Here is a 12,550-nt window from a genome sequence, read left to right on the forward strand (position 1 = left end):
AACCCAGCCCAGAGGCATTTATGAGTAACAACCTCGACCAGCTCACCGATTGGTTGAAAGACCACAAGATCACAGAAGTCGAATGCATGATTGGCGACCTCACGGGGATCACCCGGGGCAAGATCTCGCCGACCAACAAGTTCATCGCCGAAAAAGGCATGCGCCTGCCCGAGAGCGTTCTGTTGCAGACCGTGACCGGCGACTATGTCGAAGACGACATCTATTACGAATTGCTCGACCCGGCCGACATCGACATGATCTGCCGCCCCGACCAGAACGCGGTATTCCTGGTGCCCTGGGCCATCGAGCCCACCGCCCAGGTGATCCACGACACCTACGACAAGCAAGGCAACCCGATCGAGCTGTCGCCGCGCAACGTGCTCAAGAAAGTCCTCAAGCTCTACGCCGACAAAGGCTGGCAGCCTATCGTGGCGCCGGAGATGGAGTTCTACCTGACCAAGCGCTGCGAAGACCCGGACTTCCCGCTGCAACCGCCGATTGGCCGTTCCGGCCGCCCGGAAACCGGTCGCCAGTCCTTCTCTATAGAAGCGGCCAACGAATTCGACCCGTTGTTTGAAGACGTCTACGACTGGTGCGAGTTGCAGGAGCTGGACCTCGACACCCTGATCCACGAGGACGGCACGGCGCAGATGGAAATCAACTTCCGTCACGGCGATGCCCTGTCCCTGGCCGACCAGATCCTGGTGTTCAAGCGCACCATGCGTGAAGCCGCACTCAAGCATGATGTGGCCGCCACCTTCATGGCCAAGCCCATGACCGGCGAGCCCGGCAGCGCCATGCACCTGCACCAGAGCATCATTGATATCGCCACCGGCAAGAACGTGTTCTCCAATGAAGACGGCTCCAAGAGCGAGCTGTTCCTGCACCACATCGGTGGCCTGCAGAAGTTCATCCCCGAGCTGTTGCCGCTGTTTGCGCCCAACGTCAACTCGTTCCGCCGCTTCCTGCCGGACACCTCGGCGCCGGTGAACGTGGAGTGGGGCGAAGAGAACCGCACCGTGGGCCTGCGCGTGCCGGATGCCGGCCCGCAGAACCGCCGTGTGGAAAACCGCCTGCCGGGCGCCGATGCCAACCCGTACCTGGCCATCGCCGCCAGCCTGCTGTGTGGCTATATCGGCATGGTCGAAGGCATCAGCCCGAGCGCCCCGGTGGTCGGTCGTGGTTACGAGCGCCGCAACCTGCGCCTGCCGTTGACCATCGAGGACGCACTGGAACGCATGGAAAACAGCAAGACCATCGAGAAATACCTGGGTCACAAATTCATCACTGGCTACGTCGCGGTCAAGCGGGCCGAGCATGAAAACTTCAAGCGCGTGATCAGTTCGTGGGAGCGGGAATTCCTGCTCTTCGCCGTCTGATGCGCCGGGTGCGGCTGTCATACGCCGCACCTTCACCTACTTTTTGGAGATTGGTATGTCCAGCAACAACCCGCAAACCCGTGAATGGCAAGCCCTGAGCAACGATCATCACCTGGCGCCGTTCAGCGATTTCAAGCAGTTGAAAGAGAAAGGCCCGCGCATCATCACCAACGCCAAGGGCGTTTACCTGTGGGACAGCGAAGGCAACAAGATCCTCGACGGCATGGCCGGCCTGTGGTGCGTGGCCATCGGTTATGGCCGCGACGAGCTGGCTGATGCCGCCGCCCAGCAGATGAAACAACTGCCTTATTACAACCTGTTCTTCCAGACCGCCCACCCGCCGGTGCTGGAACTGGCCAAGGCCATCGCCGATATCGCCCCGGCCGGCATGAACCATGTGTTCTTCACCGGCTCCGGCTCCGAAGGCAACGACACCATGTTGCGCATGGTCCGCCACTACTGGGCGATCAAGGGCCAGCCGAACAAAAAAACCATCATCAGCCGCAAGAATGGCTACCACGGCTCCACCGTGGCCGGCGCCAGCCTGGGCGGCATGACGTATATGCACGAGCAGGGCGACTTACCGATCCCGGGCATCGTGCACATCGCCCAGCCGTACTGGTTCGGCGAAGGCGGCGACATGAGCCCTGAAGAATTCGGGGTCTGGGCGGCCAACCAACTGGAAGAGAAGATCCTCGAAGTCGGCGTGGACAACGTCGGTGCCTTTATCGCCGAGCCGATCCAGGGCGCCGGCGGTGTGATCGTGCCGCCAGAGACCTACTGGCCGCGCATCAAGGAAATCCTCGCCAAGTACGACATCCTGTTTGTCGCCGACGAAGTGATCTGTGGCTTTGGCCGCACCGGTGAGTGGTTCGGTAGCGATTTTTTCGGCCTCAAACCAGACATGATGACTATCGCCAAGGGCCTGACCTCGGGTTATATCCCCATGGGCGGCCTGGTTGTGCGCGACGAAGTGGTGGCGGTGCTCAACGAAGGTGGCGATTTCAACCACGGTTTCACCTATTCCGGCCACCCGGTGGCGGCGGCGGTGGCCCTGGAAAACATCCGCATCCTGCGCGATGAAAAAATTGTCAGCCGCGTCCATGACGAAACGGCACCGTATTTGCAAAAGCGTCTACGCGAGCTGGCGGATCATCCGCTGGTGGGCGAAGTGCGTGGTATCGGCATGCTGGGGGCCATCGAGCTGGTCCAGGACAAGGCCACGCGCAAGCGTTATGAAGGCAAGGGCGTGGGCATGATCTGCCGCACCTTCTGCTTCGAGAACGGCCTGATCATGCGCGCCGTGGGCGATACCATGATCATTTCGCCGCCGCTGGTGATCAGCAAGGCCGAAATTGACGAGTTGGTCACCAAGGCTCGCCAGTGCCTGGACCTGACTTTGGCGGCATTGCAGGGCTAAGTGCTAGGCTCAGAATGCAGCGGCTGCGGCTGTTGCATCTGGGCAATGATAAATGCGGGGCTTTGGTTGAAAGCCGGCCCCTGAACTTGCCAGACTGTCGCCCTGTTTTGTCGCCCCTCGACGGGCCATGAAACATAGAGAAATGTGGCCCAAAAAAGAAAAAATTGGAGCATGACCGAATGAAGGCATTAGGTTTGAAGAACGCTGGCAAGACCCTCCTGGCCTTGTCCCTGATGGGCGCAATGGCCAGCATGGCCCAGGCTGCCGACAAAGTGCTGCACGTCTACAACTGGTCCGACTACATTGCACCGGACACCATCGCCAACTTTGAGAAAGAGTCCGGCATCAAGGTGGTGTACGACGTTTTCGACAGCAACGAAACCCTGGAAGCCAAGCTGCTGGCGGGCAAGTCCGGCTACGACGTGGTGGTGCCGTCGAACAACTTCCTGGCCAAGCAGATCAAGGCCGGTGTGTACCAGGAGCTGGACAAGTCCAAGCTGCCCAACTGGAAGAACCTTGATACCGACCTGCTCAAGGCTGTCGGTGACGCCAGCGACAAAGGCAACCTGCACGCATTCCCGTACATGTGGGGCACCATCGGCATCGGCTACAACCCAGACAAGGTCAAGGCTGCGCTGGGCGTGGACAAGATCGACTCCTGGGATGTGCTGTTCAAGCCCGAGAACATCGAAAAACTCAAGAGCTGTGGCGTGAGCTTCCTCGACTCGCCAACCGAAATGATCCCGGTGGCCCTGCACTACCTGGGCTACCCGACCGACAGCCAGGACAAGAAGCAACTGGCTGAAGCCGAGGCACTGTTCCTCAAGATCCGTCCTTCGATAGGCTACTTCCACTCCTCCAAGTACATCTCGGACCTGGCCAACGGCAACATCTGCGTAGCCGTGGGTTACTCGGGTGACCTGGAACAATCCAAGTCCCGCGCGGCTGAAGCCGGTGGCAAGGTCAAGGTTTCCTACGCCATTCCGAAGGAAGGCGCAGGCAGCTTCTACGACATGGTTGCCATCCCTAAAGATGCCGAGAACCTGGACGCCGCCTACCAGTTCATGAACTACCTGCTCAAGCCTGAAGTCATGGCGGCAATCACCAACAGCGTACGTTTCCCGAACGGTAACAAGGCCGCCACGCCGCTGGTGAACAAGGATATCTCGGGCGACCCGAGCATCTATCCGTCGGATGACGTGAAAGCCAAGCTGTATGCAATCAGCGATCTGCCGGCCGCGACCCAGCGCCTGCTGACGCGCAGCTGGACCAAGATCAAGTCGGGTAAATAAGCAAGAACCTGTAGGAGCGAGCTTGTGTGGGAGCAAGCTCGCTCCCACCCAGGCCTGCTCTCACAAATTAAATGACAGAAAGTTTTGCCGGATCGGTTTATCGAGGGTAAGTTGCGCGCCGGTTTTGTTGTCGGGCAACAACTTTGGGCCCAACTATTTAAGAGGACCTCCACTTGCCAATTTCTTTATTTCGCAAAGCCTTGCTGGTAGGGGCGGGTCTCACGTTGGCAGTCAGCGTGCAGGCGGCTTCGACTGTGCATGTTTATAACTGGTCGGACTATATCGGCCCCGAGACCCTGGCCAACTTTGAAAAGGCCACCGGCATCAAGCCGGTCTATGACGTGTTCGATTCCAACGAAACCCTGGAAGGCAAATTACTGGCCGGGCGCACCGGGTATGACGTGGTGGTGCCGTCCAACCACTTCCTGGGCAAGCAGATCAAGGCGGGCGCGTTCCAGAAGATCGACAAGGCGCAGTTGAGCAACTACGCCAACCTCGACCCGGCGCTGCTCAAGCGTCTGGAAAAGAACGACCCGGGTAACCAATACGCCGTGCCCTACCTGTGGGGCACCAACGGCATTGGCTACAACGTCGACAAAGTCAAAGAAGTGCTGGGTGTCGACAAGATCGACTCCTGGGCCGTGCTGTTCGAGCCGGAAAACATGAAGAAGCTGGCCAGTTGCGGCGTGTCCTTCATGGACTCGGCCGATGAAATGCTGCCTGCGGTGCTCAACTACATGGGCCTGGACCCCAACAGCACCAACCCGGCCGACTACAAGAAGGCCGAGGAAAAGCTCCTGAAAGTGCGTCCCTATGTGACCTACTTCCACTCTTCCAAATACATCTCGGACCTGGCCAACGGCAATATCTGCGTGGCCGCCGGGTTCTCCGGCGATGTATTCCAGGCCAAGGCCCGTGCAGCCGAGGCGGGCAAGGGTGTGAATATCGCCTACGCGATTCCGAAAGAAGGCGGCAACCTGTGGTTTGACGTGCTGGCGATCCCCAAGGACTCGACCAACGTCAAGGAGGCCCACGCCTTCATCAACTATTTACTGCAACCTGAAGTGATCGCTCAGGTCAGTGATTATGTCGGCTACGCCAACCCTAACCCAGGGGCGGACACGCTGATGGAGCAATCGATACGCACTGACGAAGCGGTTTATCCACCGCAGGCGGTTCTCGATCGGACGTTTGTCAACGTCGAGCTACCCCCGAAAGTGCAACGCTTGATGACCCGCAGCTGGACCAAGGTCAAGACGGGCAAGTAAGGCTCACACTATCTAAGGTTCGTTCGTATTGGACGTTCTGCACTCTTTTTTTCTGGGAGTTTCGTAAATGGCAGTTGCCTCCGGCGCCTATAAGAAAGCCCTCGAGGGCGACCAGACACCGAAAAAGGTGTTGGTCAAAATCGACCGGGTCACGAAGAAGTTCGACGAGACGATTGCCGTGGACGATGTGTCCCTGGAAATCAAGAAAGGCGAGATCTTCGCCTTGCTCGGCGGATCGGGTTCGGGCAAGTCCACCTTGCTGCGCATGCTCGCAGGTTTCGAGCGCCCGACCGAAGGGCGGATTTTCCTCGACGGTGTGGATATCACCGACATGCCGCCCTACGAGCGGCCGATCAACATGATGTTCCAGTCCTACGCCTTGTTCCCCCATATGACCGTGGCGCAGAACATCGCCTTCGGCCTGCAACAGGACAAGATCCCCAAGGCCGAAGTCGAGGCCCGCGTGGCCGAGATGCTCAAGCTGGTACAGATGAGCCAGTACGCCAAGCGCAAGCCGCACCAGTTGTCTGGCGGCCAGCGTCAGCGGGTGGCCCTGGCCCGTTCCCTGGCCAAGCGCCCGAAACTGCTGCTGCTCGATGAGCCGATGGGCGCCCTGGACAAGAAGCTGCGCTCGCAGATGCAGCTGGAACTGGTGGAGATCATCGAGCGCGTCGGCGTGACCTGCGTGATGGTGACCCACGACCAGGAAGAGGCCATGACCATGGCCGAGCGCATCGCGATCATGCACCTGGGCTGGATCGCGCAGATCGGCAGCCCGATCGATATCTACGAAACCCCCACCAGCCGCCTGGTGTGCGAGTTCATCGGCAACGTCAACATCTTCGACACCGTGGTGGTGGATGACGCCGAAGGCCACGCGGTGCTCAAGTGCGCCGACCTGGACCGCGATATCTACGTGGGCTATGGCATCGCCACGTCGGTGGAAGACAAGTCGGTGACCTACGCCATCCGCCCGGAAAAACTGCTGGTTACCACCGAAATGCCGACCTGCGAGCACAACTGGTCCAGCGGCAAGGTGCATGACATTGCCTACCTGGGCGGCCACTCGGTGTTCTACGTCGAGCTGCCGAGCGGCAAGCTGGTGCAGTCCTTCGTCGCCAACGCCGAACGCCGTGGCGCGCGGCCGACCTGGGGTGACCAGGTCTACGTGTGGTGGGAAGACGACAGCGGCGTGGTACTTCGCTCATGAACATGAAGAAATTCAAACGGCGATTGCACCGAATAATTCCCAGCGGCAAGCAGGTGGTCATCGGGATTCCATTCCTGTGGCTGTTCCTGTTCTTCATGCTGCCGTTCTTCATCGTCCTGAAGATCAGCTTTGCCGAAGCCGACGTGGCGATCCCGCCCTACACCGAGATCTACACCTACCTCGAGCAGAAGCTGGAGGTGGTGCTCAACCTGGCCAACTACAGCCTGCTGGCCGGCGACGAGCTGTACATTGCCGCCTACCTGGGCTCGCTGAAGATGGCGTTTTTCAGCACGGCCTTGTGCCTGCTGATCGGCTACCCGATGGCCTATGCCATCGCCAGTGCGCGCAAAGAGATGCAGACCGTGCTGGTGCTGCTGATCATGATGCCGACCTGGACCGCGATCCTGATCCGCGTGTATGCGTGGATGGGCATCCTCAGCAACAACGGCTTGCTCAATGGCTTCCTGATGTCCATGGGCCTGATCAACGAGCCGTTGCAGATCCTCAACACCAATATCGCGGTGTATATCGGCGTGGTCTATTCGTACCTGCCGTTCATGATCCTGCCGCTGTACGCCAACCTGGTCAAACATGACCAGAGCCTGCTGGAAGCCGCGTCGGACCTGGGTTCGAGCACCTTCAACAGCTTCTGGAAAATCACCGTGCCGCTGTCCAAGAACGGCATCATTGCCGGCTGCATGCTGGTATTCATCCCGGTGGTGGGCGAGTTCGTGATCCCGGAACTGCTGGGCGGCCCGGAAACCCTGATGATCGGTAAAGTGTTGTGGCAAGAATTCTTCAACAACCGTGACTGGCCGGTGGCTTCCGCCCTGGCGGTGGTGATGCTGGCGATCCTGATCGTGCCGATCATTCTGTTTAACCGCAGCCAAGCCAAAGAGATGGAGGGCAAGGTATGAAGCGCTTCAGTTTCTCCAGCTTCATGCTGGTAGCCGGGTTGTTGTTCATCTACCTGCCGATGCTGATCCTGGTGATCTATTCGTTCAACGAATCGAAACTGGTGACGGTGTGGGGCGGCTGGTCGATCAAGTGGTACGTGGGCCTGTTGGACAACACCCAGTTGATGGGCTCGGTGGCGCGTTCCCTGGAAATCGCCTGCTACACGGCGGTGGCCGCGGTGGCGCTGGGCACATTGGCCGCGTTCGTGCTGACCCGTATCAGCCAGTTCAAGGGCCGCACGCTGTTCGGCGGCCTGGTGACCGCGCCGCTGGTCATGCCCGAAGTGATCACCGGTCTGTCGCTGTTGCTGCTGTTCGTGGCCATGGCGCAGATGATCGGCTGGCCCCAGGAGCGTGGCATCGTCACCATCTGGATCGCTCACACCACGTTCTGTGCGGCGTATGTGGCGGTGGTGGTGTCGGCGCGCCTGCGGGAGCTGGACCTGTCGATCGAAGAGGCGGCCATGGACCTGGGGGCGCGGCCATGGAAGGTGTTCTTCCTGATCACCATCCCGATGATCGCGCCTTCGCTGGCGGCGGGCGGCATGATGTCGTTCGCGCTGTCCCTGGATGACCTGGTACTGGCCAGCTTCGTCTCGGGCCCGGGTTCGACCACCTTGCCGATGGAAGTGTTCTCGGCGGTGCGCCTTGGGGTCAAGCCCGAGATCAACGCCGTGGCCAGCTTGATCTTGTTGGCGGTGTCGTTGGTGACCTTCCTGGTGTGGTTCTTCAGCCGTCGTGCTGAAGAGCGGCGCAAGAAGGCGATCCAGCAAGCGATTGAAGAAGCTGCGGCAGATGGCTGGAAGCAGCCGGATGTACGCCGGGCGCCAGCACCGGTCTAAGACTGATTGCTCCCACGCTCCGCGTGGGAGTGCCTCCTGTGACGCTCTGCGTCACGCTGTGGACGCGGAGCGTCCTGGGCTGCATTCCCACGCAGAGTGTGGGAACGATCTTATGTACGTGCCAGCACCGGTCTAAGACTGATCGCTCCCACGCTCCGCGTGGGAGTGTCTCCTGTGACGCTCTGCGCCACGCTGTGGACGCGGAGCATCCAGGGCTGCATTCCCACGCAGAGCGTGGGAACGATCTTATGTACGTGCCAGCGCCGGTCTAAGACTGATCGCTCCCACGCTCTGCGTGGTAGCGCCTCCTGTGACGCTCTGCGTCACGCTGTGGACGCGGAGCGTCCAGGGCTGCATTCCCACGCAGAGCGTGGGAACGATCTTGATGTACGTGCCAGCGCCCGGCGTTTCAGCTCAACTTTGCGGCGCTGGTTTGAGTGTGTCGTAGGCTTCCAGTGCGCGCAGCGAGTAGATGTAGGCGGCGCCGGCATTCAGCGAGATCGCGGTGGCAAGCGTCGCGGCGATTTCTTCGCGGGTGGCGCCGGCCTTGATCGCGGCGTCGGCATGCACGCCGATGCAGCCGTCGCAGCGGGTGGTGATGGCCACGGCAATCGCGATCAGTTCGCGGGTCTTGGCATCCAGGACGTTGTTTTCCTCGGCAGCCTCGCCCAGCGCCATGTAGGCTTTGACCATCTTCGGGTTGCTCTTGCCCAGTGCGCCAAAGGCGTTCTTCACGGTGGGCAGCAAGTCGGGCCAGTTATTGAACATTGCGTTGACTCCTGAACGGGTTGGGTGTGAAGCCAGTGTGTGCCGTTCGGATTTGGCGGTATTGTTCGATCCGCTCATCTTTTTGACCGATATTCGCAAATGAACGCTATCGACACGCTGATCACATTGGCCAACCTGCGCGGCCGCCTTGACGTGCGCTGCCAGTTCCAGGGCGACTGGGCCCTGGACCATGCGCCCGAATCGCTGGGGGTGGCGCCGTATCATATTGTCGTGCGGGGGACCTGCCACGCCGAGCTTTCGGGTGGGCAGCAGGTGACGCTGGCAGAAGGCGATATCCTGTTGATGCCCGGTGGTGCGACCCATCTGCTGCGCAGCCAGGGCGCGCAGACCCCGCCGAGGCTGCCCACGGTGATCGACAGCGGGGTACTGAAGGTGCATCGCTTGGGCGGTGATCAGCCGGAGGTGGAGATGCTCTGTGGCGCCTTTCACTACAACCGCCAGTCGTTGCTGTTTGCGGCCTTGCCCGAGTACCTGGTGGTGTCCAGCCGACAATGGCCGGCCGATGGGCAACTGGCGGCACTGATTGCGCTGATGCGCAGTGAGGCTGACGGTGAGCGGCTGGGCGCGCGGTCGTTTATTGATGCCCTGTCGGTGGCGCTGTTCACCTTGCTGGTGCGCACCTGGTTGGCGCAACAGGCGCCGCTGGCCGGCACCTTTGCCTTGCTCACCGACAAACGCCTGGGCCGCGCCTGGCAGGCGATGCTGGCCGAGCCCGGGCATGACTGGACCATCGACAGCCTGGCGGGGGCTGCATCGATGTCCCGGGCCAAGTTCATGCGCGCATTTGTCAAAGTGGCCGGCGTGTCGCCGTGGGTGCTGCTGACCCAGTTGCGCATGGAGCTGGCGTTCAACCTGCTGCAGCAGTCACGGCTGAGCCTGACGGATATTGCGGCCCGGGTGGGTTACCAGTCCCAGGCGGCGTTCAGCAAGAAATTCAAGGAGGCATATGGCCAAGCGCCCGGTCGAATGCGCAACGCAGATTAAAACTGTGGGCTTGTGTGGGTGTTTCTTCAGGGCTGTTGTGGGCGGGCCGGCAACAACTTGAGGGTGCCGCGAGTATTGGCCTGGACCTCTTCTTCATCAAAATGCGCCTGCTCGTACCCGCCCTCGATATACGTCTGGGCCTGGTCGGCATAGTGCTTGTCGAACGGCACGCCGCTTTGGCCGACCGGGTTGATGGTCAGGGCGTGGGCGGCGTCGGCGAAGTCCACCAGGCGTCGGGTGGACGGGCCGTACGTCACCGGCCATGGCGCCGGGCCGATGATTGCCGACAGGTTGTTCGGCACTTCGTGGCTGCCCGGTGCGGCAAACGGCCCGACATTGACGATCTGGTCCAGTGGCTGCTTGACGCCCAGCGGGTGGCCGTGGGTCAGGGTATGGGCCTTGCCCCACTGCCACTGCGCCGGATCAGCGCCGAAGGTGGTTTTCAGATGGGCCAGGCTCTTGTCCCAGGCGCGCTTGAGCGTCTCGGCGCGCTGGCCGTTCCACCACGGCGAATCGGCAGCGGCGGCCAGGCGCGGCAAGGCGGCGTCGACGACACGGGTGGTGATCAGGGTCTTGAACATCTCGTCACCCAGCTTGGGGCGAAAGGCTGCGTCGGCCAGGTCGTACAACAGTTGGTTGAACAGCGTGGCCGGGATCGACTCTACCGGGTAGTCACCTTTCCACGCGGCCAGTTGCTCCAGCAACTTGAGTTCGGCGGGGTCCTTGACCACCTCGCGCAGCACCGGCAACAGCGGCGCCAGCAGGCGGGGCCCGTAGGCGGTGGTGGTGCCCAGTTGCACGGCCTGGCTGTTGTCCAGGTCCCATTTGACCTGGTTGTCGCTCAATTGCGCGTTCAACTGTTGGCCGCGGTCCGCCAGGTTGTAATAGCCGGGGATCGGCATGCCCGTGGGCGACACCGGCTGGGCATTGGCCGAGACCACGTAGCCACGGGTGGGGTTTTCTTCCTGGGGGTTGGCGCTGAACGGGTAGAAGCCCAGCTTGTCGGCCTGGGCCGTACTGCCGTCGAGGATAAACCCGGGGTTGGCCCCGGCCGGGCGGATCGGCAGTTGCGCCGCCGCCCACCAGCCGATATCGCCCCGGGCATTGGCCCACACGATATTGAGCCCCGGCGCATGCACCTTGGCCACCGCCATGCGCGCCTTGGCCAGGGTGTCGGCGCGATTGAGCTGGTAGAAACCCTCGAGGATCGGGTTTTCGGTGTCGAGGAAGGCCCACCACATGGCAATCGGCGTGGTGCCGGCATGGGCGCCCAGCACGTCGTTGATGATCGGGCCGTGGGGCGACTGGCGCAGGGGCAGCGTTACCGGGGCCTGGCCCTTGACCGCGATCTGTTGTTCGCTGGTGGTCATGTCGACCCACTGGTCGTGGTAGCGCACCTGGTTGGGGTTGTCCGGGTTGACCTGCTCGGCGATCAGGTCGAGGTCATCGTTCTGGAACATCGTCAGGCTCCAGCCAAACGCCTTGTTGTGGCCCAGGAACGCCACCGGCACCAGGGCGTTGTGATAACCATAGAGTTCAAAGCCGGGCGCCGACAGATGCGCCTCGTACCACACCGACGGCACCGAGAACCGGATATGCGGGTCGCCCGCCAGCAACGGCTTGCCGCTTTTGGTGCGGTTGCCGCTGATGGCCCAGGCGTTGCTGCCCTCGAACTGCGGCAGGCCGTTGTCGGCCAGGGCCTGCTCGCTGAGGCGGGCGATGGCACTCAGGCCTTGCCAGTCGGCGGCGGCCAGGCCCAGGTCGCCGTTGGGCTTCCAGTCGAGGTCAAATACTTGCAGGTAGTCGCTGCCCAGTTGGTCGCGCACGTAGGTCAACAAAGGCTCTGTACGAAAAGCTGCGGCAAAGCTGTAGGCCAGGTAGCCGGCGATGCTGACGGTGTCGGCCGCGGTGAACGGCCGCTTGGGGATGCCCAGCACGTCAAACTCCATGGGGCTGGCGTGGCGGTCCTGATATTGGTTGATCCCGTCCAGATAGGCTTGCAGGGCCTTCCAGTGCGGTGACTGGCGGTCCATCTGCGCCGCATAGGTGGTGGCGCGCTCGCCGATGCGCAGGCTGCGGAACAGTTTGTCGGTGTCCAGCAACTTGGCGCCCAGCACCTCGGCCAGTTCACCGCGCGCCAGGCGGCGCATGATTTCCATCTGGAACAGGCGGTCCTGGGCGTGCACATAACCCAGGGCGCGATACAGGTCGGCCTCGTTCTCGGCGCGGATATGCGGCACGCCACGGTCGTCGTAGCGCACCGTGACCGAGCCTTGCAGGTTGGCCAACTCTACCGTGCCCTGGCGGGTGGGTTGCTTGCTGTAGACGTACCAGCCAGCCCCGAGGGCAATCAACACCAGTAGGGCCGCGAGACCCGACAAGACGCGCTTCATGAACAATCCTTTTTATT

10 protein-coding genes are annotated in these 12,550 nt (G+C 61.4%); 8 read left to right on the forward strand and 2 right to left on the reverse strand.

Features of this window, described 5'->3' with window-relative positions:
* Positions 1–20 precede the first annotated feature (20 nt).
* The 7 genes from AO268_RS09960 (at position 21) to AO268_RS09990 (ending at position 8,367) form a co-directional block, all read left to right on the forward strand.
* Complete coding sequence (locus AO268_RS09960) at positions 21–1,379, forward strand: glutamine synthetase family protein (protein WP_038444282.1); 1,359 nt, start codon at positions 21–23, stop codon at positions 1,377–1,379.
* Positions 1,380–1,434: 55 nt separating this feature from the next.
* On the forward strand, positions 1,435–2,799 hold the full coding sequence (locus AO268_RS09965) for an aspartate aminotransferase family protein (RefSeq protein WP_099168584.1): 1,365 nt from the start codon (positions 1,435–1,437) through the stop codon (positions 2,797–2,799).
* 194 nt (positions 2,800–2,993) lie between these two features.
* Positions 2,994–4,091: a polyamine ABC transporter substrate-binding protein gene (locus AO268_RS09970; RefSeq protein WP_076963677.1), complete on the forward strand. Its 1,098-nt coding sequence runs from the start codon at positions 2,994–2,996 to the stop codon at positions 4,089–4,091.
* Between the two features lie 173 nt (positions 4,092–4,264).
* Entirely contained in the window at positions 4,265–5,359 is a 1,095-nt protein-coding gene (locus tag AO268_RS09975) for a polyamine ABC transporter substrate-binding protein (RefSeq protein ID WP_076963655.1), read from the forward strand.
* A 67-nt stretch (positions 5,360–5,426) separates the two neighbouring features.
* On the forward strand, positions 5,427–6,569 hold the full coding sequence (locus AO268_RS09980; protein WP_029289449.1) for an ABC transporter ATP-binding protein: 1,143 nt from the start codon (positions 5,427–5,429) through the stop codon (positions 6,567–6,569).
* Positions 6,566–7,486 (forward strand): ABC transporter permease subunit, encoded by a 921-nt coding sequence (locus tag AO268_RS09985; protein ID WP_099168585.1) that lies wholly within the window; start codon positions 6,566–6,568, stop codon positions 7,484–7,486. Before AO268_RS09980 ends, AO268_RS09985 begins: the two co-directional genes overlap by 4 nt.
* Entirely contained in the window at positions 7,483–8,367 is an 885-nt protein-coding gene (locus tag AO268_RS09990; protein ID WP_038444270.1) for an ABC transporter permease subunit, read from the forward strand. The genes AO268_RS09985 and AO268_RS09990 overlap by 4 nt, the downstream gene beginning before the upstream one ends.
* A gap of 414 nt (positions 8,368–8,781) precedes the next feature.
* On the opposite strand, the gene AO268_RS10000 is transcribed toward AO268_RS09990, so the two are convergent.
* Positions 8,782–9,135, reverse strand: a complete 354-nt coding sequence (locus AO268_RS10000; protein WP_076963657.1) for a carboxymuconolactone decarboxylase family protein — start codon at positions 9,133–9,135, stop codon at positions 8,782–8,784.
* 99 nt (positions 9,136–9,234) lie between these two features.
* Between AO268_RS10000 and AO268_RS10005 the strand changes: the two genes are divergently transcribed.
* Positions 9,235–10,140 (forward strand): AraC family transcriptional regulator, encoded by a 906-nt coding sequence (locus AO268_RS10005; RefSeq protein ID WP_099168587.1) that lies wholly within the window; start codon positions 9,235–9,237, stop codon positions 10,138–10,140.
* A gap of 26 nt (positions 10,141–10,166) precedes the next feature.
* On the opposite strand, the gene AO268_RS10010 is transcribed toward AO268_RS10005, so the two are convergent.
* Complete coding sequence (locus AO268_RS10010; protein WP_099168588.1) at positions 10,167–12,533, reverse strand: penicillin acylase family protein; 2,367 nt, start codon at positions 12,531–12,533, stop codon at positions 10,167–10,169.
* Between the last annotated feature and the right edge of the window lie 17 nt (positions 12,534–12,550).

It is taken from the genome of Pseudomonas sp. ICMP 8385 (genome assembly GCF_002699915.1).
GTDB lineage: Bacteria > Pseudomonadota > Gammaproteobacteria > Pseudomonadales > Pseudomonadaceae > Aquipseudomonas > Aquipseudomonas gessardii.

Coding starts and splice junctions, on each gene's coding strand:
- AO268_RS10005 (WP_099168587.1), top strand. CDS start 9,235: ATGAACGCTATCGACACGCTGATCACATTGGCCAACCTGCGCGGCCGC.
- AO268_RS09990 (WP_038444270.1), top strand. CDS start 7,483: ATGAAGCGCTTCAGTTTCTCCAGCTTCATGCTGGTAGCCGGGTTGTTG.
- AO268_RS09980 (WP_029289449.1), top strand. CDS start 5,427: ATGGCAGTTGCCTCCGGCGCCTATAAGAAAGCCCTCGAGGGCGACCAG.
- AO268_RS09985 (WP_099168585.1), top strand. CDS start 6,566: ATGAACATGAAGAAATTCAAACGGCGATTGCACCGAATAATTCCCAGC.
- AO268_RS10000 (WP_076963657.1), bottom strand. CDS start 9,135: ATGTTCAATAACTGGCCCGACTTGCTGCCCACCGTGAAGAACGCCTTT.
- AO268_RS09965 (WP_099168584.1), top strand. CDS start 1,435: ATGTCCAGCAACAACCCGCAAACCCGTGAATGGCAAGCCCTGAGCAAC.
- AO268_RS09960 (WP_038444282.1), top strand. CDS start 21: ATGAGTAACAACCTCGACCAGCTCACCGATTGGTTGAAAGACCACAAG.
- AO268_RS10010 (WP_099168588.1), bottom strand. CDS start 12,533: ATGAAGCGCGTCTTGTCGGGTCTCGCGGCCCTACTGGTGTTGATTGCC.